Source organism: Novacetimonas sp. GS1, assembly GCF_036686925.1.
Taxonomy (GTDB): Bacteria; Pseudomonadota; Alphaproteobacteria; order Acetobacterales; family Acetobacteraceae; genus Novacetimonas; species Novacetimonas hansenii.
The window spans coordinates 2,265,967-2,290,677 of the sequence record NZ_VSZP01000001.1; the positions used below are offsets into that span (position 1 = coordinate 2,265,967).

A 24,711-nucleotide genomic window follows, 5' to 3' on the forward strand; every position below is an offset into this window, starting at 1 on the left:
AAAACCCGATATTTCATGAATTTATTTTTCTTATATTTTTAAAAAGTTTTTCAATCCCATATTCCATACCCCTGTCATTCCGGGATCACCGGGCATATCCGGTGGCATCCTGTTTTACGGCGCAGATATCCTGTCAGTTCACATCCCGAAGTTTGCCCGCGACAGAGGGTGGTGACAACCGGAAAGACGATGATTTTGTCAACCTGCGTTAACAAGTCATTCCGATCAGATAACTTTACATAGTGAACGGATATATCGAACGTTTTTTAAACAAGGTCGAGACGATATCCGCTGCGCCGCACTGTACGGATCACGGGGCGTGGCAGGTCCCGCGCCGTGGAGGCCGGTGGTATTTTACGACGTAAGCGCGTTATCAACGTATCGACCGTGCGGACGGTAACATCACGGTCATCCCGCCTGCCGATGGCCTCCAGCAACACGTCACGCGACACGACATTCCCGACCGATACAGCCATGGCCATCAACAGCGAAAATTCCCCACCCGTCATGACTGCCTGTTCCCCACCGGGGGAGACGAGCTGCTTGCGCACAAGGTCAAGGCGCCAGTTCCCTACCATCAGGAAGGAAGACCTGCTGCCCCTGCGCCGCAGGACGCTACGCACCCTTGCCGCGAGTTCGTCAAGGACGACCGGTTTGACCACATAATCATCACCACCATCGTCAAGCGCCTGGATACGGTCAGAAACCTCGTCGCGGGCGGTGACAAAAATCAGCGCGGCATGGTCATGTATGCGCAACCTGCGCGCGGCCTCCCGGCTGTCACCATCAGGCAGGTTAATATCACACAGCACGAGATCAGGCAGGCTGGCACCCCATTTTTCCTGCATTTCCGCAACACTGCCCGCAACCGTAACCCGGTAGCCGCACCGTTCCAGATAACGCCGCATCACACCTTGTAATTCCGGGGCATCCTCGACAAGCAGGATCGCTTGTGCCTCAGATATGGGACCATCGTGTTTCATGTGACAACTTTTCTGGAAATGGTCTGTTCGGCAGGATTAAAACGCGCAATCGTCGCCTCCAGCGCCGCCATCAGGTGATGCGCGACATCCAGGCGCGCCGGGTCCGCGCACAGCACTTTTTCAACGTCCATCGCAATACGCCCAAGCCCCGCGAACCCAAAGACAGGCGCACTGCCACGCATCCGATGGGCCACGCGCCGTATACACTCCCCATCCTCCCGGGCCATGGCGTCGCGTATTTCCGACAGACACTCCCGACATGCAGCGGCAAAGACAGGCATTTCAGCCGCGATGGAAAAACCGGCATCCGAAGTTTCGCCCCCCTTGCGCATGCCCCCCCCACACAGGGTAGCGATAGTGGACAAAAGCACATCGAAGGAAACAGGTTTGGCAACGGTATCACTAATGCCGCTTGCCCGATAACGCATGATATCCGGCCCCATGACATTTGCCGTCACGGCAATGATCGGCATTGCTGCTGTCGTGGCGTCGGCACTTGCACGGACATATCGTGCCAGATCCTCCCCCTGCATGTCGGGCAACACCATGTCGAGCAGCATCACGTCAAAATATCCACTTTCGAGTTGCGCACGCGCCTCCGCCCCGGAGGCGGCAACAGCAATATCCATTCCGTAAGGGACGAGCATTTCCAGCATGACCAGCCGGTTTTCCGGCGTATCTTCCACCAGCAGGACCGACAGGCCGACACGCGGTATCAACGCGCCCTGCGTGGTCGCAACCGGGATCGCACCGACCTCGCCAAGGGGTAAGGTAAAGGTGAACCTGCTGCCACCATCAATATTGTCCAGTGAAACGCGCCCCCCCATTGCAACAGCAAGTCGGCTGACAATGGCAAGGCCCAGCCCTGATCCCGGTACGAATTCCGTATCCGGGCCACGTACAAATTCATCAAAGACACGGTTCAGCACATGCGGCGGGATTCCGGGACCGGTGTTGGTCAGTTCGAATGCGATCTCCCACACACCCGGACCGCAGCGCTCCGCCCGGACAACAAACCTGATAGAACCTGTTTGTGTGAACTTCAGCGCATTATCGAGGACATTGCCCAAAAGCTGGTGCAGCCGTGTCGGATCACCCGATATCGTCGTCGGCAGGGGATCGAATTCATGTGTAAACGCCAATCCCTTTTCCGCACAGCGTTCCACCATGACATCCGCAAACTGCGTGCACAGATCCTCCAGATTGAAGGGCACATGGACAATCTCGATCCGGGCAGTCTCCAGGCTGGCCATATCGAGTACGTCATCCAGAAGCCGCACAAGCCCTGCCCCCTCGAAGCGCATGAGTTCAAGCCTGCGTCTCTGGTCCTCTCGCGGGCTATCGCGCAGCATCAGGCTTGTCATGCCGAATATGGCATTCAGCGGTGTTCGTACCTCGTGGCTCAGATGCGCAAGGAAACGCCCCTTGTTGCGCGCATCGTTTTCCGCCCGGTCCTTGGCGCGATGCAATTCGGCCAACGTAAGTTCAATCTGCTGCGTGCGTTCAGAGACCTGCGCCTCAAGGCTGGCATTCAAAAGGGCCAGGTCATTCGAAAGGATACGCACATGGCTGAGTGACGCCACGAAACGCTGTCCAAGGATAATGATATGGAAAAATAGCAGCATCAGCCCGCCAAGTGGCGCAAGGTCGGTTCCATACCGCCACCAGTGGGCATACATCATGCCATCATGCAGGACGCAGGTAATGAAGATCACGACGCCAAGGCCAAGGATTTCAGCACTGCTTTCCTTATTACGGATCGCCCGGATAACACACCATGTGTAGTACCAGGCGGAACATATCAAAAACAGGATGGAGACATCGCGAAACCGGGTAAACAGCGCCACAGGGGTCAGAATCGTCAGCAGGCATCCCATCGCGGCCGAAACCTGTATAAACCGCCCCGCGAAACGATGCAGACACCCCGGAAAAAACTCCCACAGCAACCGGAAATAGATCGGCCATGACATGTAAATGGTCAGGTATTCCAGCCGATACAGGAATGTAGCAGACAGCGAAGGAAACATCCGTGCCAGCAGACCGCTGGTACAGCCCAGACGCGCGGCAAGGAAGATGATCAGAACAAGAAGCCAGCCCCATCCACGTGAATGGGTCGTGACACCAAAAGCGGCGATATAGAAGGCAAGGATCAGGAGGGCACCCAACACCCCGGCGTCAAAGACAAGCCGGAATTCAAGCGCCTGCCGAAGGTCATCATGCCCACCGACCAGCACGGGGCCAAGGATCCCACCCTCGAAATGGAAATGATTTGAAACCTCCACAGCAAGGGTAAGCGTGGAATGCCCCGGTTCAATCGACACGTACTGGTTCAGCAGGGTGCGCGGCGTTTCATCACCCGCATGCAGGCCCGGCACCCCTGATTGGGACACCACATGCCCATCCACCCACACGCGCGATGCCGACAGGATCTGCGGAATCTGGAGCGTCAGTTGCGGTACGTTCTGTGGCAGACGCACCACCATGCGGTAGGTAAGTGCCCCAAACCCGGCAGGTCGATTATCATTAACCCGCCGACAGATGTTGGTGGTGTTCCACAGACCGGGCACGTGGAGCGTTGCATCCGGCACCAGCGCATCCCCTGAAGGCATGGACAGATGCGCCCCATCCAACCTGCAGAAAACCTGCCAGTCACCATCCAGGGCAATGGTGTGCCGTGCATCCCATTGCCTGAGGTCAATGACGCCATTGCCTACAACCGCCCGATAAAGATCCTCTGCCACGGCGCCGGAAATATGAACGCCTGCAACCAGACCAATCGATACCAAAAAAATCAATATCGATCCTAAATGCCAGCCCCGGCCACCTGGAAGACGCTGGAAATGCATCATGTCCCCTTTGCCGGTGCAGTGCGGGACGTCATCGCCTGCCCATGCATCAGAAAAAAACCGCAAGGACACAGAAATCCTGGGGTAAAATTAAATATTTCTTTATTACGGAGCGTATTTGTAAAAACCACACATATATCCCGCGATCCGCGGCCATGGCCTGATGCAGAGATATTACAATCCCGATTGCCGGCACATACATGACAGACGCACCCGACATTCGACATATATCTCTGGCAACGCTTTCTGATCAGGTTTCCCTTGTCATGGCAATTTGTAATTACATGGTGCTGACGCTACTGTTTTCATGGTTGTGTAGGAGTTATGCAGTATGGTCATAATTTGCCCCCGGCGCACAAGCGTGACAATCGAAAAAAAAGTGAGTTTGTCAACGTGGGTTGACAATTCATCCCGTTGAAGGAACCTGTCGCGGAAACCGGTATGACGGGGCAGGATGTTTTCCGCCGGAACCAGCCCCCTTCAGGGCGCGGGATGACACCGCCACCATGTCATGTAAAATGCCGTGTCCGTAATGATCCACAGCCAAGACAGGATGCATTCATGAAACGCCGCCCGATCCTGTACGGCCTGCCCGTCATGCTGGCGGCTACCGCCTTCATTTTCCCATGCAGCGGGCATGCCAGCATGCAGCATGCCCCCTCTCCCGCCGACATGGTGGACCCGCGCATCGGTACGGGCGGCGCCGGACATACCTTCCCCGGGGCAAGCATTCCATTCGGCATGATCCAGCCTTCTCCCGACACCGCGATGCCGGAATTCCACCATGCCTATGACTGGGCCGGGGGATACCAGTATAATGACCCCACCATCATGGGATTTTCACAGACCCACTTCTCTGGCGCGGGGCATTCCGACCTTGGCGACTGGCTGCTGATGCCCATTGCAGGCGATGTCCGCATGGAACCCGGCGATCCGGCCAAGCCCCTAAGTGGCTATCGCTCACGCTTTCGCCATGCGACCGAGGAGGAACATCCCGGATCTTATTCCGTAACGCTGGATGATTATGGTGTCCGTGCTGAACTGACGGCCGGATTGCGGGTAGGGTGGCATCGTTATACCTTTCCCACGGACAAACCCGCACATATCCTGCTGGACCTGCGCCCCAGCATCTATGACTATCCGGGAAAAGTGCTGTGGACGCGCCTGCGCGTGCGTTCAGACGGAACCGTGTCGGGCTGTCGCACCACACGTGGGTGGGCACCGGGGCGGACCACATGTTTTGCAATGCGCTTTTCACGTCCGATGGTCGCGCGGACCCTTTATAATCGCGAAACCAACCTGACCTATCACGGGTTCCGTGGACCAGGGAATGCCCCGGTTGACCCCGATGAGCAGAATGGCCGCGCTGTCGAGGCTGTATTCGATTTCGGCACTCTCTCCACGCCACTTGGGGTGAAGGTCGCAATCTCTCCCATCAGCGAGACAAATGCCATCGCCAACCTGGAGGCCGAGGGCAGAGGCTGGGATTTCGATGCGCGCCGTGCCGATGCCACAACCGCATGGAACCGGGCACTTTCGGTCATTGACGTCTCAGGCTCAACTGATCAGCGCACACAGTTCTATACCGCGCTGTACCACGCGATGCTTGCCCCTACCCTAAGCATGGATGCCAACGGGGATTATCGCGGCCCGGATCAGGAAGTCCATAAGGCGCGCGGCTTTGGCTTCTACTCCACATGGTCCACATGGGACGTATATCGCGCGCAACAGCCGCTCATGGCGCTGCTGCGTCCAGATATGAGTTCACAGTTCGTGCGCTCCCTTCTTGCGGCGCAACAGGCCAGCCCGGTTGGCGTGCTGCCGATCTGGTCCTATCAGGGGCTGGAAACATGGTGCATGACCGGATATCACGCCGTGCCGATCATCGCAGACGCCTATTTGGCAGGGGTGCGGGGGTTTAACGCGGATGCCGCACTCGATGCGATGGTTGCATCTGCCACATCACCCGTTTACGGCGACCTGACAGATTACATGAAGCTTGGTTATGTCCCGATCGACCGGGAAGCCGAAGCCGGGTCAAAGACATTGGAATATGCCTATGATGACTGGTCGCTTGCGCGGATGGCACGTGCAATGGGCAGGACACGCATTGCCGAGACCTTTGAAAAACGCGCCCGTAACTGGCACAATGAATGGGATTCACAGACCGGGTTCCTCCGGGCCCGGTTGAGCACAGGGGAATTCCACACTCCCTTCGACCCTGCCGCCGCGGCCTATGGCAGCGATTATACCGAGGGCAATGCCTGGCAATATCTGTGGTACGTGCCACAAGACGTGCCCGGCCTGATTGCGACAATGGGAGGGAATGCGAAATTCACCACCAGGCTCGACGAACTGTTTGATACGAAAGTCGATCCTGCCCGCTTCAAAAATGTTGAGGATATCAGCGGGCTGATCGGATGGTATGCGCATGGCAACGAACCAGGCCACCATATCGCCTATCTTTATGACTATGCCGGTGCGCCATGGAAAACACAGCAGCGTCTGCAACAGATCATGGACAGCCAGTATAATGCCCGTCCCGACGGATTGGCCGGTAACGACGACCTGGGGCAGACATCGGCATGGTACCTGTTCACCGCGCTGGGCTTTTATCCCGTTGCACCAGGCAGCAATGATTACACCATCGGCCGGCCGTTCGTGCCCAAGGCGGTTATTCATCTGCCCAACGGACGCATCTTTACCATGGTGGCGGATGGGCTGGATGCTGGCCATCCTTATGTTGCGTCCGTGACCCTCAATGGCAGGGCACAGGACCTTCTGCATCTGCGACACGAAGATATCCTCAAAGGAGGAGAACTGCGCTTTGTCATGCAGGCCACGCCGAAACGCTGAACATGGTATATATTATAAACATTCCCCGGATTGGGGTGCATCAGAAACCTGCCGTTCCTCCCACAATCGCGCCAGACGGGCATGCAGTCCTGGTTCGCTTGCGTAAATATACAGCCCCCTTACCCCACGGGTCATCAGGACGTTGATTGAATTGAGAATGATCCGTACCATGACCTTTGCCGGGTTCTCCACCCCGTCCCGACCGGTAAAGGCGGCACGGTCCTCGTAACGGGAGGGGTCGATCACGATACGATCCGTCGCGCGGTCATAGGTGACAGACGGCCCAAGGATGACACCAGCATAATTAAGGTCGAACCCTTGGATGGTATAGACCGACCCCACTTCGTCAATCGTATCGGGCCGTTCCGCCCACGGCAGGCGGGCCTGCGGCATGGCACGATCCCAACGCAGGTGAAAACGCCCTTCTGTAATGAAATGATCCTGCCCATTCAGTATGTAGGGATAATCATAGGTCGCCAGCATCCGACACATACCATATTGCATGTCCCGTTGCCTGATGGCGTCATACATGTCCTGTGCATCATCAAAAATACGGAAATCAAACGTTTGCGGTGCGGGCAGTGGCCGCAGGATGCCATCCCGCAGCGCACGTATCCACTGCATGACATCCGTGTGGGCATGCATACGAAACTGATGTTCCAATCGCCGTGTCACGACCGGAACGCCCGACAGCAATCGCGCAAGGGAGGCACCATCCCATAGACTCTTGAATTTCAGAACCTGATGAGCATCAAAGATAATCACCACAACATGCGCATGGCGGATGATTTCCTCAAGCTGGTTATTCTGGCGAAAACGGTTATAAGGATCGCTGCGGGTCAACAGCAGGTGGGCTTCATCCACCAAAACTATGTCGGCACGTCGCGCCCCACCATATGCACGGTTTATGAAGGTTGTCGGACGTTCGAAATCTTTTTTACGTAGTGCAGTCTGATTTTGTGAAATATTACGGTAAAGCTTGATCATTTCCGGATGATTGACCAACAGGAAATTATGGGTGCCATAAAGCGGATCATGAATATCCTGTCCCCGTGCCGCCTGCTGTATCGCGGTAAACAGGGTATTAAGCAGCAGGCTTTTTCCAGTACCCGCATCCCCCTCAATCACAAACACCGCGTGGTCATCCGCCTGATGGGCGCGACAGAAAGACAGCACCTCCGCCATCAGGGCATCCTGTCCCTGTGTTAATGCCATCGTAGGCGCAAGACGCGACACTGCGCTGTCGTTACGGGAATGGAGAGGCTTAATCATATATTTTTACCTGCCAAGGAGAGGATCTGAAAATCCGGTTACAAATACACCATGACAGGCATGAATTTTTCGGATTTTTACAAAATGCTTTTTGTGCAGACCTGTCCTGATTTCCATCACTCATGACCGCCCCAATGCCAGCATATAAGATCACCGACCATGATCCTGTCGCCCATTTGGAAAATTATCAAAACAAGGTAAAATATTCAATCAGGGTCTGGAAATTTCCAAAAATTTTTGATCTCGGCATTGGCGGATTTTCCTGTTCGATACCACGGCTGTTAATTACACATATTGCGGGCTGCACCTCATACATCGGCAGATTTTATCACCATATTGCATAAGGTGTAATAGACAGTTCGCCATCACCCGTATTTTACAGACCGTGTGCTACGACAGGAAATGCGTGGACACCCCACATCATTTACAGCAATGCGTTACCACATACATGATGGCATCAATGATGCCGATGCATGTTTGTTTCCCTTGGGCAAGCGCCTGACCCTGTCCTTGGAATGTAATGCCTGCTCAATCCCACTGTTCATCAGTGAGGTCCGCGCCGTAGTTCATTGGCATGAACACCGATCAAACATCCCCCATACATATTAATGATAGCTGCTAAAAAATTAGGCTATATTTTTGTAATATTGTTTTAAATCAGTACCTTAGATTTGACTGTAGTAGTGCAACCCTACATGTGCTATAGTGTGAGGTGGCGTGTCGTAGCGCCGTTGAAACAAGGAGGCCCCTATGTCGGGTGGCCTGCCGAATACAACACCCGGACTATGGTCCAGCGGTGAACAGTATGTGCTGTTTATCGTCTGGGGAATAGGTAGGGCGTGAGTTCACCTTGTTTCACACGCTACGACCCACCCGACGCCAAAAGGCGTTGATGTGCAAGCACGCCTGTCGTAGGGCAATGAAACATGGTGAATAATGATACTTCAAAAGGTGGCGGAATCACCGCCATTTGTTGTGCCCATTCAGGAACATAACACAAACACACCCCCCTTCGGAACTTATCCTCCAACCCAAATACAGAAACGGATACGCACGGTATTTTTCGATACCCTGTTTGGATATATGCGTTTTCGACGCCCCTTTGTCGAAAGGTTCAAACAGGAATGTAAAGGCCCTGTGGATTCATATCTGTTCGGGTTGAAAGTTAGGTTCTATCCACAGGATAACCAGACTGATGCCAAGTCAGCGGTCTGCGGAAACTGCTACAATGCCAAAGAATGGCGATGGCTGGACAAATGCCTGCCTATTGGTGGCACCTTCGTTGATATCGGGGCAAATATGGGGTTCTTTTCCCTGTTTGCTGCCACCAAAAAGGCCAAAATCATCGCCATTGAGCCCAATGGCATTGTCTTTGAAAGACTTTTCACCAACATGGCCCTTAACGGGATCAAAGCTTTTTTGGTCAAGGCAGCCGTAGGTAAAAGGGATGAGCCCGGCACCCTGATCCAGACCAATATGGATTATGGGAGTGGTAGCATTGGTCAGGGTGAAGGAGAAACCGTTCGTATTCGACCCTTGCTTGATATCCTGACAGACGCCCAAGTAAATCATGTTGATGTGTTGAAGATTGATATTGAAGGATATGAGGATAGGGCCTTACTACCCTTTCTGGATACCGCACCTGTCGGCCTGCTACCCGGTCATATTATCATTGAATACAGTGAACGTGATCGTTGGCAATCAGACCTGATGGGCAGGTTGGCTAAATCCGGATATCGCCGCAAGGCACGTAGTCGCGGCAACATCCTGCTATCACGAAAATAAGGGAGAATAAGCAGACTGCCCGGCAGGCCCAACCCTGCCGGGCAGTGTAGTTTTGATGTGTCTAGTCATTGGGATATAAGCAGCCGTTTGAAAAGTCAGACTCAATAACATACTGAAATTATAAAGGTTTTTGGTGGATATTTTCTAACAAAGCTTCAGAAGATGCTGCCTTTTTCGATCAAAAGGCAGCACCCAAAAACTTTTCTTGTTTTTTTATTAATGATTTGTTTTCAAACAGTCTCTAAGCGGCAAATATCACGTTTTGCTATTTTTTAAAAAGTTACTTATCCCGGCAGTCCCCGGAACATGCCGAACCTTTTGCGATCCTGCACGTTCCAAACATCTATACAGTCAGGACATCTTATGATGCGCCCATTCAATATCTTCGTCATCATGGCTCTTGGCCTTTCCATCGCTGGCTGCCATGCCGCCCATCGTGATCGCCATCCCGTTTACTGGCATGACGGTTATCATCGTGGTGGTTACGGCAGCCAGTATGGCGCACCGGGACGCAGGTAAAGATCATGCCGCCACGCCTATCGCGTAAGACGCATCCGGCCCTGATACCCTTTCCTAATGCCCCGGCGCGTAATGCAGCATAACCATCCCATGGACTTCATCCCAGCTTCCTGAACGGGAATATCCGCCCTCCACCCCAAGGCGGAAAGACGGGGTGAGCTGATAGATCGCCCGAGCCTGCACATTACCAGCCAATCCTCCCGTGGACTGGCCGGCATATTTCTGCCGGGCCGCGATCCCCCCTTCACCCAGCGGGAACATCGCGGTCGCGTTCTCGGTATAGTGCTGATATCCCCCTTCCCCCTTGAACATCCATGTCCATCGCCCCGCATGTCCGTCATAGGTCAGCGGCATCAGCGCCGCCATGAACGCATGCGGAGAGAAGTAGCCCCCCTGCCCCCACGTAAAGAAATACGAATTGCGGCGATATCCGAAATAGACCAGGTCCAGCCCAAGCCGCAGATGTTGGGCATCATGGCGGTGCCACACGAGGGCGGAGCCACCCGCACCTGCTTCGGCTTCGTGGTTGGCCACCGTGTTCGTGCCCTGCATAACCGCATACCCGCCGCCGGCATAGAGATTGTATCCCGGCTGCGACCACTCCAGTTGTCCATGCCCCCTGTTGCGGGTCACGCCGCCCCACACACGTCCGGTTCCCGGGTCCCGCGCGCCAGAATAGGCCACAAGGCTGTCTGTCACCGCCCGACGTTCCCCCGTCAGGCGCAGGGTCAGGTCATGTGTCAGGTGTGGGGTCAGTTCGATCCCCCCCAGAACGTTGGATGTCGCAAATCCCAACGGTGTTGACCCGACATCAGCCGACAGCCACCGACGCTGGTAATGCACAGATAACGCCACACCGGCAACAGCCGGAGCCACGCGAAATCCCGGACGCACACCATTGCTGGCAACACTGCCATACTGTCGCGCCGTGGTGGTGGAGGACAGCGGATCGCCCGACATCAGCACACTTGGCATTACCGAAACAAACAACTGATTTTGCGTAGAGGATAGCGGCAATGTGGCTGTCATGGGCATGTTGACCACAGTCATATGGCCCAGTCCCGACTGCCCTGAACGATCGCGGATTTCGATATTCCCGTCTGCCTGCGGTGACAGGGCGCGGGATAGATAATCGCTTTGTCGGTCGAGCGCCTGCACAGGGGTCAGATGCGGGTCATAATGATAAATCTCTGGCATCGTCGCCCCCATGTCGGGCACGAACCCTGTGCTTATGTCGGGCCATTCATCGCCGGCATGCACGTGATACGGGGCGCAGCCTATATCGATATGCGTACCATGACCGGTGGAATCATCCTCATTTTGCGTGGGCGTACAGTCCAGCATCCGCGCGTGCCGCACATCGCGCAGGCGGCGAAGGTCATGCCCATGCAGGCCGTCAATCTCGGCCTGTATCTCCCATGTATCGCCCCATTGCGGATGCCCGGCCGCCAGTTTGTGCGCCATCTCCAACGCCATGTGTTCATGGCCACTTGCAAGGCCGTCACGTGCAAAGGCCGCCTCCGCCATCCTGTCTTCCGGACGGAGCGCCAAAGCCTTGCGGTCATAAACCATGGCCTGACCGGGCTGGCGCAACGCGGCTTCCACACGGCCCCGCGCAAGGAGCAGGTCCGCATCATCTGGCGTCTGTGCCAATAGTGGGTCAAGCAGGCGCCGCGCCATGTCGGGATGCCCGTCCAGATCGGCGCGGTCCGCACGTGCGATCGCAAGGCTTTTTTCCATTTCACCCAGGTCCCGGACCTGTGCGGGGGTAAGACGCCTTCCCTGCGTGATGGACGGAAGCGCATCAAGCAGTTGCTGCGCCGCCACGGGATCGCCAATCTGCATGAACATACCGGCATAAGACAGGCTCTGATTCACACTGACATGTCCCGTGCTTTGCGTCAGGGCACGATGCAGCACGCCTGCTGTCGCCTCGGTAGGGGCATGACGTTTAAGCATTGCATCCACCACCAGCCGCGCATGCGTTCCTTCGGGGTCGGGCACAACGGGCATTCGTTCCAACATGGGAATCGCGCGCGCGTCGTCTGTCGGCAGAACACGGATCTGGTGCCACAGCATGACCTGCGCCACGCCATCAGACATCTGTGCGGTGATATCCGCAGGTGGCAGGCGCGCCAGAAGCGCATCGGCCCGTGGCATATCCTGATCCTGCAGGGCGAAGATGAAACAGGCCTGTACGTCCCCATTCATTTTCGGCAGGGGATCGCACAGGACCGCCATCAGGTTCCGCGCGCGTGTCGGCTGCCCCTGCACCAACCATGCCTGCGCAAGATGCAGGCGCAGCCAGCCATTATGCGGGGCATCACGCAATGCCTGTTCCAGCAGTACGATGCGCTTGCGCGGGTCCGTCTCGGCCTCCGCCATGGCGCCAAGCACCCCGGATTCCAATGCCGTGACGCCGGGATAACGCGCGGCTTTCAGACGTGCGATCCAACCTTCGGCTTCATGGATCTTACCTTCCTCCACCAGCACATCGGACAGGGATGCTGCTGCGGGCATGTCGCCGGGAACAAGGCGCAGCACCCCGCGCCAGGCGGCCTCTGCATCGCCAAGCTGGTGACGCGACTGTTCAATGATGGCGCGGACCCTGAACGTATCGACAATCCTGCCATGGTCCTTTTCCACAGCAGGTAACATGGCCCATGCCTCTTCATATTCATGATGCGCCACCAATGCCCACAGGCGGGCCAGTTGCGGATCACCGCCCGGCGCATCAAGCCCTGCAAGGGCATCACGAATCCCTGCATTACCGGGCGCAAGGTTCAGGGCCTGCGTCAGGAAATTACGCGCCGATTTCAAATCCCCCCGGCGCTGCGCCACTAGACCCAGCCCCTCCAGAGCCTCGGCATGGGGGGGATCGGACTGCATGGAATTATGGAAATCACTTTCTGCCTGATCCAGTTCCCCATGCGACAGCGCGTGGTACCCTGCCCCCACCAACGCCAGTCGTTCCGCCTGTGCCCGCGCGGCCTCCACTGTTGCCAGACGGCGACGCATTTCGCCATCATCTGGATGCAGGGACAACCATTCGCGATAATAAGGTTCGGCCTGCGGGTCTGTTCCCATCCATTCCAGTGTTTTGCGCCATGACTGCATCACCTCGTCATGGATAAAATCCGGTGTCGTGGGGGACGTGGCCAGCACACGCATGTCCTCGATCGCGTCCGGGCGGGACGCGGCCCGATAACTCAACGCCTGCGCAAGGGCCATGCGCACCTCAAGGTCATGTGGAAAGATTGCACCCAGCGCGCGCAGGCGCTGGATCGCCTCGCCATATCCCAAAAGGGAACCTGCCAGAACCCGGTCATATTCCAGTTCCTGTTCCGGCAATGGATGCGCCGCCCGGAAAACCGTGCGATAGGCAAGGGTTGCCTGCAACGGCTTACCACGATCCGCAACGGCACGGGCATTCGCCAGCGCCCCCGGATCAATCGGCTCCTGCCCGATCCAGCCACGCAGGGCCGCGACCTGCGCATCTGTCCCCTGCTGCGCCTGCAGGATCTGCAATGTGGCACGCGCCGCGATCAGGTCGCCATGATGGACCTGCACCGCACCAAGCATCAAACGGGCCTCGATATTCTCCGGCTCGATCCGCAATGCACGCTGAAGCGCATGAAGGGCATGTGCGTCATCGCCATGATGGATCCAGAATGCTCCCTCCTCTATCTGCTCATTGAGGATATTTTCCGCATAACGCACGGGCGTCTGCGCGCAGAGGGAGGACACCGGCCTGCAAAGGCTGACCGCCCCGACAAGGGCAAGCCCCCTCCATATCCATGCCCCGGTACGGCGGATATCGGGCAGGAAAAGACGGCAAGGCACAGAAGGCCCATCATACATGGTCGGTTTCCTTCTGTTACAGGTCGCCAGTCAGGTCATCATTCAATATGCGTCGCCTGCTGCGCGCGCTCAGGAGCATCATCGCGCATGATGTCCCGCACAGCGCGGCCAGCAGCGCCAGTGCACACAAGAGCAGTGGATGGCCGCCAAGATACCAGTCAGGCAGCATCCATATCGGCATATTCCCCACGGTATAGATCCCACCCGTGCGATAATTATCCAGACGCGCCCCATGGCGGATCACCATATCACCCTGAAAACGTGCAAGATCAGCGGGATCGCGCAGGTCACGCACCATGGTCGACAGCGCAGCAGGTGTCGCACCGAGTACAGCAACCACCGAACGATGTGCAGCGAAAGGCGACTGCGCGGCCACCACGGCGCCCCCGGCAAGGTTATAGGTGTGAGGAGCCGCAGCCCCGTCAGGGGGCGTGACATGATCGCAGATCCACCCAAGGAGGGAGCGGCCACGTACATATCCCGCCCGCGCCAGGGCCGCCTGCCCGTTACCCAGTTCCGCCTGCGTGGAAAAAACAAGGATATCGCCTGTAATCGACGCATCAACCGGCATATCCGTCGTCCGCACATCCAACCCGGTTGCGGGATAGCGGTTAACCGCCCCCACGAACCCCATCATGTCAAGAAATGCCCCCACCGTGTCCGGGGCAGGATGCGGCGGTAACAGGACGGTCGTTTCCGACAGATCGGCCATACGGGAAAAAGGAAATGCGGCAGTCGCAAAAAGATTGATGTCAGGCAGGACCGCGAAATGGCGTGATTTTGAAAAATCCACGCTGGAGGCAGGATCCAATTCCACCACATCATCTGATGCATCGGACGCGACAGCGAGGGGATGGCGTGTTTGAACATCGAAATACAGCCGCAGTTCATTATGCTGCGACATTTTCCATACCGGCAGTTCCAGCGCATGTTCCACCGGTGTCCCACGTGTGCGGAACGGGTTAATCGACCAGGGCACCAAGGGATAGGAATGCACAAATGTATCGTTCAGCGTTACACTTACATGGGATTTTGTTCTGTCCAGCACACCATCTTCGGGTGCGCGAAGAAGCAGATGCGCCATGAAGGGTCTGGAACGCCACGACCGCAGGTCCGGCGGCAACGTGATCTCGACCCTGAGGGTTTTGGACGTCAGGCCATGGGTACGCAATGCAGCTGTTGATACCAGTTCCCCAAACGTAACAGGTCGGTCGGTACGCACCAATCCGGGCGCGTCATAGGGCTGACGCGCTGGTGGATGCAGGCTCGGCGCAAGGGCGTGCGCGCCCATTTCATCATGTTCCGCCCCAAGGACCAACGCCCCTGCCGCCGTCCGGACCTCTGATATCGTTCGTCCTGTTACCAGCAGGATCGTGCCAAACCTGTCCTGCGGATTTGGCACAACTGCAAGTTCCGGTCCCGACGGCCGCGTACCCCATGGTCCGGGCAGGCCCGCAGCGATGGCCACCGCGTTTCCTGCGGCAGGTAGGACACCCGTCACGTTGAAATGGATCCGGCGATCCTGTGACTGCACGCCCAGCCATGATGCCACCATCCCGGCAGATGCAAGCAGCGCGGGGTCTGACATATCCGGCAGGACAAAAGTAACCGGCATCACCTGCGCCGCGTCCGGGTCCAGCACCGGATAAGGAAGTGTCGAGAGCAGACGATGCGGCACAAGACTTACGGTTGCCACTGTCATGGTTGATTGCTGTGAAATCAGGATTTTGACGGACTGATCCGTGACCTGCACCACATTCCCCACCGGACCACGCGCATCCGGCCCGCAGGCAGGCACAGCCCCCCCCGGCGTCCTGCGACATGCGCATGAACAGGCGGAAATTTATCCTGTTGCGTGTATCAAGGAACATCGTACTGACCGGCAGGCTGACAGGCCCGAAATTCCCGTCGGCGGCGGGACAGATAACGCCTACACCCTGGTTATTTATGCTTACGGCAATGGCAAGATGACCTGCCGCATGCCCCATGTGCGAGATCCCGGAAATATCAAGCCGCGCGGATGTGACGATGGCGTCACGGCCCACTTTGGCAGTCAGGCCATAAAGCGGTGCCTCCGCGCCCAGCACCATGTCCTCCGTTCGCCCCATCTCCGCAAAGGTGCGGGTGAACGTGACTGGCGTGCGGGAGACTTCGTCCACATCCGCCGTGGTCATGTGCGCATCATCAATCGCCACAACGGAACCGCCATCCACCGTGGGCGGGGATGCCTGCGCACGGACCAGCGCACCCGAACACACCATCAGGGCGGCGATCGCAACCGTTTTGCCGATGCCACATAACCGTACATTGCGATCTGGCGGGATGACAAGCTGCTGGGGCGGAAGCCGATCTTCCGGCGGTGCCTTTTTCTCCTCCACGGGCGCACTCGGCGCGGGCGGCTTCGTCCGTCGGGCAGGACGAAATAGCGCGCAGATGCTCAGAACCAGCAGGTAGAGGCTGCGAAGCGGATGGTCTGGCTGAAAATCGGACCACTGCGCCCATGCATCATCGCGACCGAAGACAAGGCCCACGACCTCGTTTTCTTCTGCAAGGCCCGGAATGACCCATTTCAGATGCACACGCCCTTCGCGTCGGGCAATGATTGTGGCACGCATCGTCACCTGCCCTGACGCAAGGGACCAGCGCACCGATACCTCCGCGCCTGCTGCATCGGATGATGGCACCGGAACCTGAAGCTGGCAGCCACCCATCGACACATCAACGGCATTACAGGCGATAACCTGCCCCTGCCCATCCGTAAGTTCGAAGGGAATGTTCGCCACGACGCGATGGTTACGTCGGCGCTGGCGTGTTTCACGTGCCGCCGCCACACCGCCAAGGACGATAATCAGGCTGAACAGCACCCATATCGAATTGACAGCCATTGCCCGAAACACAAGCGTTTCATTGTAATGGACAATCGCCGCCCATATCCCCGCGCATAATCCCACCGCCAATATGACGGCCATGATCACGCTGGGATACGAGGCGCGCCAGTCGAAACGCTCCTGGTCCAGCAGCCCCCCCTTGTCCGTGACATTAAAACTGCCCTTGTGGGGCGCCAGCATTGTGACGAACGTCATACGCACAAGAAACGGCGCGAGCATGGATTCGTAAATCTCGCTCCAGAAGGAATAACGCCACCGTCCTTGCAGGCGGGACATGGTCATGGTGGTGTGAAACAGATGCGGCAGGGCATAGACCGCAAGTTCATACGGCGAAGCCGCAATCATGGTCACGCCCAGGAACAGGTAGGCCAGTGGGGCCAGCAGAAACATCATGCGCGGGATGGCGAAAAAATAGTTCGTGGCCGCCGCCATGTAACAGATCCGCTGCGTCAGGCGCAGGCCACGCCCGAACATCGGATTATCCAGCCGCAGCATCTGGAACATCCCGCGCGCCCAGCGCACACGCTGCCCGATCTGAAGCAGCAGGGTTTCCGTCTCCAGTCCTGCCGCAAGCGGTTCACGCAGATAACCCGTCCCCCATCCCCGGCGTTGCATGCGCAGGGCCGTATGGGCATCCTCGGTCACGGTTTCGGTAGCAAACCCGTCAATCGATACAATGGCCTTACGTCGCAAAAGCGCACATGATCCGCAGAAAAACGTCGCATTCCAGAAATCATTCCCATCCTGCAGCAACCCGTAAAACAGGTTGCTTTCAGGTGGGACCTCCATACCGCGGCGCATGTTACGGCGAAAAGGGTCGGGCGAGTAGAAATGATGCGGGGTCTGCAACAGCGCCAGATTGGGATCCGCCAGCATCCACCCGACGGTTTTCTTGAGGAAGCCGCGCACAGGCACATGGTCACAGTCAAAAATCGCAATGATGTCACCCGTCGTCACGCCGATGGCATGATTGAGATTTCCGGCCTTGGCATGCATGTTCTGCGCACGGTTGATGTAACCGGCCCCAACCTGCCGGGCGAAATCACGAAATACCCGCCGCCGCCCGTCGTCAAGGATATAGACATTCAATTTATCCGCTGGCCAGTCCATCGACAGGCACCCGAGCACCGTTGTCCTGACAATGGAAATATCCTCATTATAGGTCGGGACATACACATCAATGACCGGCCATGTGGCCATGTCGTCCGGCAGGGGATGAATCTGTCGCCGCAGCGGCCATGCAAGCTGGAAATATGTAAACCCGACGCGAATGGTGGTGTAGATTTCCCCCACAGCCAGCGCCAGAACCAGAACGGTTTGCAAGATTCCGTCAAAATCGAGGGTGGAAGTAAACCGCCAGACCAGATAACGACCGGATACGACGATAGAGAGGATCATCAGGAAACAGCGCGACCATCGTTCATTATGTCGGCGGACAAGAAAAAACAGAATTCCTCCCCCCACTGCCACAAAAAACTGACGGTCAGGTGAAAGATATGTCAGGCAGACCACCGCCATCAGTAGAGCGAAAAGCAGGCCGGAAATAAAAGGAGACTTTACAATACGCCAGATCATGGAATTCAGGACTATATCTTGCATTTAATATGCCGGTTTAAGGGATAATCAGGGCTTTTTATGAAAATTTTCTACAATTTTACGTTTGCATTGTAATATTTTAACAAACAAAAAGCGATCAACCCGCATCTATTACTCATGAAAATCCCGTTCCATACCCTGAACTCAAAAAATAAAGCACACAGATAATTGCAATATATCCCAATTAAATTGAAATAATATATATGTCAATGCTTGTTTTATGAAAACAACATGATTCTTATATTTGAATTGCAACTCACACACAAAAACATACGTCATGAGGACTTTTGCCCGAGCTGTGACCAGACAGTCTGGCTGGATGAAAGAAGACCATCAGGTCCATATTCCCATCCATTCGGAAAAGAAAGAAATGCCACCTTAGATTGGAGGCGAAGGCCGGAAATGATATCATATCTTCCTCTCCACAAAGCCGCAGGTGGCATTCCCCACGATACGCAGGAAAGAAGATTCGGATGACTTCGCTTCAAGATGGCACAACGGACCTGATACACTTTCCCAGGAAATCCATTCTTTCTCCTGCGGAAGCCTCACAATACCTTGGAATACGTAAATATCATTTATTCATTATGCGCATATTGCGATGTGGGCCACCAACAATCTCCATCAACAAAAAAACTTTGTATAAAAAAGATGAATTGGGTAAATTTCGCCTTTTTTTGATGGATTCTATGGGAATATGTGAAAATAATGGGATATATAAGGAAAAAGAGGATAAGATACGCAAAAATATTCATGATCCACTTATGTCCCTTCTTTCAATTAATATCATAAAGAGAAAATTTATTCTTGTTACGCTATGGAGTATGGTGCTGTTTGGGATTTCAATAAACTTGCTATTATTCTAACATCTACCCTTTATGGTCCTTCATAATTTCTTCTCAGATGGCATTTAAAATATACCTGACAGGCACTTTTTATGAAAAAACAGATCGTCTATAAAATCCTGACCGCATCTGAATATGCCGCACTGGTACATGACGGGATTTTCTCCGGCTCTTTATTGGATATTTCTGATGGATTCATACATATGTCGACCGCGGTCAAGTAACTGCAACCGTTGATCTGTATTTCAAAGGACAATCCGGCCTCATGCTCGCTGCGATTGACCAAGAAGTATTGGGACCATCGCTGCGGTGGGAGGTATCTCGGGCAGGACAGATATTTCCACACTTTTATGGGCCATTGACCCTCGCTGCAATTATCAGGCTGTCCCCAGTAACACGTAATCGGGAAGGTCAGGTTGAAATTATAAGTCATTAAAATGTATCGCCACCACGATGAACGTATCCATACCCCTGACCCGACGGGAATTTAACAGTGCGTCAACATAAAATGAGCGACAGAAACAGGCGACATTCAGCCTTGGACAGCCTGTTATTCACAAGAAGAGCGCCTTGCATTTAGGGGGCTTCAACATGCTCTATTTTTTACCACCATCGTATAAAACCCGTCTGATAGTATATTACAACTGTCTGGTATAAAAAATCCGAAATTTACCAGTCTTTTGCATTACCATATATAATTTCGAACTCTCTTCAAACCAACTCCCGCATATTCGATACGATGCGCACCTCCTGTATATCATCAAGCAAGATCTAGCGTAGGTGACTGGCCATTATAAGCTTATCTCGCCAACAATCAAACAATACATAATACGATATAAAATATCAGAATATTAATATAATATATTGAAACATAATTAATTTACAAAAATCTCAACCTTACATAGCTATATAGTCTGACTGCGATAAATTTTCCTTGCTATGATCTATATATAATTTCGAAAAATATGTTATTATAAGGAATATATCTGCCAGTCAGCTACAATACAAAGGAGAGAAAGTTGAGAAATATAGTTAAATTTATGTCAAATGTTATTTTTATATTCATATTATTTTCTATTATATCTCTATTTATTTATAAATATGCCAATACTTTTAGTTTATCGGAAATCGGAACAGGAAAGATACATTGTGACCTGAACGAAAATCTAAGGACATGCCGCTTTACCCCGGTTGATACGGCATCCCTCTCCGCAGGAGTCAATACATATACTTCATATATCATTAACTACAATGAAATTGATGAGAAAAATAAAATATATATAGGAAGTAACTGTTCAAATTTCAATCTATCATCTGATGGGATTTGTACTTTTAGCGTATTTGGGAAAATAGATAAAAAAAATCACTCAATAAAATCCATAAAAATTAAAATGCCCGAATAGGCATTCCATGTAGATATGCCCCTTCCAAATATTTAGTGAGAATGAGACGAACACTTGGGTATGATAAATATATCCATATAATTATAGGTTTTAGATTTTTTAAAATACATCACCTTAAAAAATTAAGGTGATGTTCAGAATTTTTATGGATAATTATCTCACGGAATACTTCATGGAATAACATCAGTGCGACAATACAGAATTATCATTCTGTTATGGGAGTTATCAATGCACAATTACTCCCAACAAACCCCAATCGCCTGTTTTTCCTCACTCGCCATTGCGGATAACGCTGCCACCTTTGGCAACAAAGCGCACGGCATACAGTGTTTTGATATCGTGAGTCGGATCCCCCATAACAGCGACCAGATCGGCCAGTAGGCCAGGCCGTATTGCGCCAAGCTGATCGTCAATATGGAATATCCGCGCATTGCCAGACGTCGCAGCCTGCAGAACAGCAGAGGCAGGCATCCCGGCGGCAACCATGGCCTCCAGCTCCCGCGCATTGGTCCCATGGGGAAAAACACCAACATCACCACCGACACACAGAATAACACCTGCCTTTCGCGCAGCGGCAAAACTTGCGCGACTGGTCTGAACGGCTTTGGGGGCAGGTTCCTCGCCGTTCCAGCCACGATAACGGGCAATGCTTTCCATGGCAGACAAGGTGGGACACAGCGCCGTACCGTGATCATGCATCAAACGAAAGACGTCTGGCGTCCCTTCTGATCCATGTTCGACAGTATCAACGCCTGCCAGAACGGCGCGGCGCATGCCTTCGGCTGAATGCGCGTGGGCGGCAACAATCCGTCCTGCCGAATGAGCAGCCTCCACCGCTGCGCGCATTTCTTCCATCAGGAAGGTTGGCCGACTGGGTTCACCCGGTCCCCAATGGTAATCGGCATATAATTTGACCACATCCGCGCCAGCAGCAATCTGTTCACGCGCCGCGCGCACCAGGTCGGGGCCATCAGCTTCCTGCGCGCCCTGCGGAATTGGGACGCCGGGTTCAAACCCCTTTGGTCCATAAGAGCCTGTCGCCACCAGCGCACGTGTCGCAACCAGCATGCGCGGACCGGGAATAATCCCCTGCTCTATGGCCTGCTTAAGGCCCACATCTGCATAACCAGCCCCTTCGGTCCCCAGATCACGCACCGTGGTAAACCCTGCCATCAGGGTCGCCCTTGCCGCAACAGTTGCGCGTGCAGTCCGCAGCGCAAGGGATTCATGCAGAACCTGATCGTCCCATTTCGTTTCGTTATAGGGATGGAGGAACAGGTGTGAATGTCCTTCGATCAGGCCGGGCAGCAACGTCATACCCGGCAGATCGATCACATGTGCGCCAGCAGGCGCGGACAGCGCAGGGCCGACGGCGGTGATACGTGTGTCATGAACCAGCACAGACCAACCTTCGTGGGGATGCGGATCAACCCCGTCAAAGACCCGCGCAGGACGGATCAGCAGGTCATCGGCCAATGCCGGAACCGCAAGAAGCGTCACCATCAGCCCAATGATTGGAAAATATTTTGTAAAACGCATTACGGCCTTTCCCATGAGGACGGTCAGTCGATCTTGCATATCGTTGCGCCTGTGGATAGATTTTTGCCGATGATAACCGTGCGTCCCCGTGTTGCAACCTTTCGTATTCTCTTTCTTGGTGCCCTGTTCATGGGGCCCACCCCATGCACGCGCGCCGCATCCCCCGAGGAGTACGGCCGCCTGCGACAGGAAGCCACGCGGGTGACAATCATCCGCGATGATTGGGGGATTGCCCATGTACGTGGACATACAGATGCCGATGCCGTGTTCGGCGCCAGCTATGCACAGGCAGAAGACGACTTTAACCGGGTCGAAACCAATTACCTCGTCTCACTCGGTCGCCTGGCAGAGGCAGAGGGCGAAAGCGCACTCTGGCAGGATCTGCGGATAAGGATGTTTGTTGATCCGGTTCGCCTGCAGGCGGATTATGCCTCCTCCCCCCGGTGGCTGAAACGTCTGATGGATGCATGGGCTGATGGGCTCAACTGGTATCTCCGGACGCATCCGCAGGTAAAGCCACGTGTCATTACCCATTTCGAGCCATGGATGGCGCTCAGCTTTACCGAAGGCAGCATCGGCGGCGATGTGGAGCGTATCTCACTCTCTCGGCTTCAGGAATTTTACGAAAAACGTCCTGTCACGCCAAGCGAGGAAGAGCGCGGCATAAAACCGCAAGAACCGAAAGGCTCCAACGGGATTGCGATCGCCCCCGCCCATACGGCAGCGGGTCACGCGCTACTGCTTATCAACCCACATACCAGTTTCTTCTTCCGCTCCGAACTGCAAATGACCAGCGACAAGGGGCTGAATGCGTATGGCGCGGTCACTTGGGGGCAATTCTTTATTTATCAGGGCTTCAACCCTCACGCCGGATGGATGCACACATCGAGTGGCGTGGACGTGGTTGATGAATTCGCGGAAACAATCACCCGTTGCGGCGATCAAACCTGTTACCGTTATGGCGACAAGACGATACCTGTCGAAACCCGCAAGATCACATTGCGGATCCGCATGCCGTCAGGCGCACTGGCGGTGCGCGAATTCAATGTTAACGCCACACATCATGGCCCCATTGTCCGGACAGACGGAAATAAATGGGTCAGCACCGCCCTGATGTGGAAACCAGTTCCAGCACTGGAGCAGTCCTTCCTGCGCACCAAAGCAGAAGATTACACGCATTTCATGAAAGTATCTGCGCTGCAGGCAAATTCATCAAACAACACCATCTTTGCCGACAGCAAGGGGGAGATCGCTTATTTACACCCGCAATTCGTGCCACGTCGCAACGACCGATTTGATTACCGACGCCCCGTTGATGGCAGCGACCCGGCGACTGACTGGCACGGGTTACATGCGCTTTCGGAACTTCCGCAGGTCGTCAATCCATCCAGTGGCTGGGTCATGAACACCAATGACTGGCCCTGGTCTGCATCTGGTCCCGATAGCCCCCGACGGGCCTCTTTCCCACGTTATATGGACATGGTGGGCGAAAATCCACGAGGCATCCATGCCACACGGTTGCTGAGTGAAGGACATGATTTCACGGCTCAGTCGTTAATGACTGCGGCCTATGATTCATGGCTTCCCGAATTTGCGATATTGGTGCCACAACTTGTTTCCGCGTGGGAACACCTGCCCACCAATGCACCACAGAAATCACGGCTAGCCGAACCAGTGGCCTTGCTGCGCAAATGGGATGATCGCTGGTCGGCGCAGTCCACGGCCACTTCTCTGGCCGTATTATGGGGGGATGGGTTGTTGGAACGGGTACGCCCGTTGGCCAAGGCAGAGGGCGGATCACTTTATGAATACCTGACCACGCGCATCAGCGACGGGGAAAGGCTGGAACGATTGGATTCGGCGGTAAACCGGTTGGTTCACGATTTTGGATGCTGGCAGGTTCCGTGGGGCACGCTCAACCGTTTTCAGAGGATAAACAGCGATCTGACCCAGAACTTCAGCGATGCCAAGCCCAGTCTGCCTGTGCCGTTCACGTCCGCCATATGGGGATCCCTCGCCTCGTTTGGGGCAAAACGCTATCCCGGCACAAAACGCTATTACGGCACAAGTGGGAACAGTTTTGTCGCCGTAGTGGAATTCGACCAGAAAGTCCGCGCGTGGGCAGTCTCCACAGGTGGGGAAAGCAGTGATCCGACCTCACGCCATTTCATTGACCAGGCCACACGGTATAGCGAAGGCAATCTGCGCAAAGTCTACTTCTACCCAGAAGAGCTGCAAGGTCATGTCGAGCGACGCTACACGCCGGGGGAATAGCAACGGTCTAAAAATAATCTCTTGAGGAGCGGCCTGACAGAAAT

General features: G+C 54.7%; 11 protein-coding genes and 1 pseudogene. 5 read left to right on the forward strand and 7 right to left on the reverse strand.

Annotated features, from left to right (window positions below; translation table 11 throughout):
* Positions 1–266 precede the first annotated feature (266 nt).
* Positions 267–983 carry a response regulator transcription factor gene (locus FYB92_RS10110; RefSeq protein WP_003619646.1) on the reverse strand — a complete coding sequence of 239 codons (717 nt, stop codon included), beginning with the start codon at positions 981–983 and terminating at the stop codon, positions 267–269.
* Positions 980–3,778: an ATP-binding protein gene (locus FYB92_RS10115; RefSeq protein WP_181920768.1), complete on the reverse strand. Its 2,799-nt coding sequence runs from the start codon at positions 3,776–3,778 to the stop codon at positions 980–982. The genes FYB92_RS10110 and FYB92_RS10115 overlap by 4 nt, the downstream gene beginning before the upstream one ends.
* Positions 3,779–4,390: 612 nt before the next feature.
* On the opposite strand from FYB92_RS10115, the gene FYB92_RS10120 reads away from it, so the two are divergent.
* Positions 4,391–6,685, forward strand: coding sequence for a GH92 family glycosyl hydrolase (locus tag FYB92_RS10120; RefSeq protein WP_332828583.1), 2,295 nt, complete (start codon positions 4,391–4,393; stop codon positions 6,683–6,685).
* Between the two features lie 12 nt (positions 6,686–6,697).
* Here the strand turns inward: FYB92_RS10120 and FYB92_RS10125 are convergent, their stop codons facing one another.
* Complete coding sequence (locus FYB92_RS10125; protein WP_332828584.1) at positions 6,698–7,957, reverse strand: DUF2075 domain-containing protein; 1,260 nt, start codon at positions 7,955–7,957, stop codon at positions 6,698–6,700.
* A 951-nt stretch (positions 7,958–8,908) separates the two neighbouring features.
* On the opposite strand from FYB92_RS10125, the gene FYB92_RS10130 reads away from it, so the two are divergent.
* Both FYB92_RS10130 and FYB92_RS10135 read left to right on the forward strand, forming a co-directional pair.
* Entirely contained in the window at positions 8,909–9,742 is an 834-nt protein-coding gene (locus FYB92_RS10130) for an FkbM family methyltransferase (RefSeq protein WP_239021084.1), read from the forward strand.
* A 363-nt stretch (positions 9,743–10,105) separates the two neighbouring features.
* Positions 10,106–10,261 carry a hypothetical protein gene (locus tag FYB92_RS10135; protein ID WP_167613971.1) on the forward strand — a complete coding sequence of 52 codons (156 nt, stop codon included), beginning with the start codon at positions 10,106–10,108 and terminating at the stop codon, positions 10,259–10,261.
* A 54-nt stretch (positions 10,262–10,315) separates the two neighbouring features.
* Here FYB92_RS10135 and FYB92_RS10140 read toward each other — a convergent pair whose 3' ends face one another.
* The 3 genes and pseudogenes from FYB92_RS10140 to bcsA all read right to left on the reverse strand — a co-directional run.
* Positions 10,316–14,104 (reverse strand): cellulose synthase subunit BcsC-related outer membrane protein, encoded by a 3,789-nt coding sequence (locus tag FYB92_RS10140; protein ID WP_332828585.1) that lies wholly within the window; start codon positions 14,102–14,104, stop codon positions 10,316–10,318.
* 34 nt (positions 14,105–14,138) lie between these two features.
* Positions 14,139–15,824 carry a cellulose biosynthesis cyclic di-GMP-binding regulatory protein BcsB gene (locus FYB92_RS10145; RefSeq protein WP_332828586.1) on the reverse strand — a complete coding sequence of 562 codons (1,686 nt, stop codon included), beginning with the start codon at positions 15,822–15,824 and terminating at the stop codon, positions 14,139–14,141.
* A gap of 769 nt (positions 15,825–16,593) precedes the next feature.
* Positions 16,594–18,609: pseudogene (gene bcsA / locus FYB92_RS10150) on the reverse strand (UDP-forming cellulose synthase catalytic subunit); the annotation flags it as partial.
* Positions 18,610–19,689: 1,080 nt separating this feature from the next.
* On the opposite strand from bcsA, the gene FYB92_RS15485 reads away from it, so the two are divergent.
* Positions 19,690–19,887 carry a DUF952 domain-containing protein gene (locus FYB92_RS15485; RefSeq protein ID WP_408902396.1) on the forward strand — a complete coding sequence of 66 codons (198 nt, stop codon included), beginning with the start codon at positions 19,690–19,692 and terminating at the stop codon, positions 19,885–19,887.
* Between the two features lie 1,237 nt (positions 19,888–21,124).
* Here the strand turns inward: FYB92_RS15485 and FYB92_RS10155 are convergent.
* A complete protein-coding gene (locus tag FYB92_RS10155) occupies positions 21,125–22,357 on the reverse strand; it encodes an amidohydrolase family protein (protein WP_231105762.1) in 1,233 nt (410 codons plus the stop codon).
* Positions 22,358–22,594: 237 nt separating this feature from the next.
* On the opposite strand from FYB92_RS10155, the gene FYB92_RS10160 reads away from it, so the two are divergent.
* Positions 22,595–24,667 (forward strand): penicillin acylase family protein, encoded by a 2,073-nt coding sequence (locus FYB92_RS10160; RefSeq protein ID WP_332828587.1) that lies wholly within the window; start codon positions 22,595–22,597, stop codon positions 24,665–24,667.
* The last annotated feature ends 44 nt before the right edge of the window (positions 24,668–24,711 follow it).

Bases quoted from the DNA above. Each gene is read 5' to 3' on its own strand.
- FYB92_RS10135 (WP_167613971.1), top strand. From the start codon at position 10,106: ATGATGCGCCCATTCAATATCTTCGTCATCATGGCTCTTGGCCTTTCC.
- FYB92_RS10110 (WP_003619646.1), bottom strand. From the start codon at position 983: ATGAAACACGATGGTCCCATATCTGAGGCACAAGCGATCCTGCTTGTC.
- FYB92_RS10120 (WP_332828583.1), top strand. From the start codon at position 4,391: ATGAAACGCCGCCCGATCCTGTACGGCCTGCCCGTCATGCTGGCGGCT.
- FYB92_RS10155 (WP_231105762.1), bottom strand. From the start codon at position 22,357: ATGGTGACGCTTCTTGCGGTTCCGGCATTGGCCGATGACCTGCTGATC.
- FYB92_RS10125 (WP_332828584.1), bottom strand. From the start codon at position 7,957: ATGATTAAGCCTCTCCATTCCCGTAACGACAGCGCAGTGTCGCGTCTT.
- FYB92_RS10145 (WP_332828586.1), bottom strand. From the start codon at position 15,824: ATGACAGTGGCAACCGTAAGTCTTGTGCCGCATCGTCTGCTCTCGACA.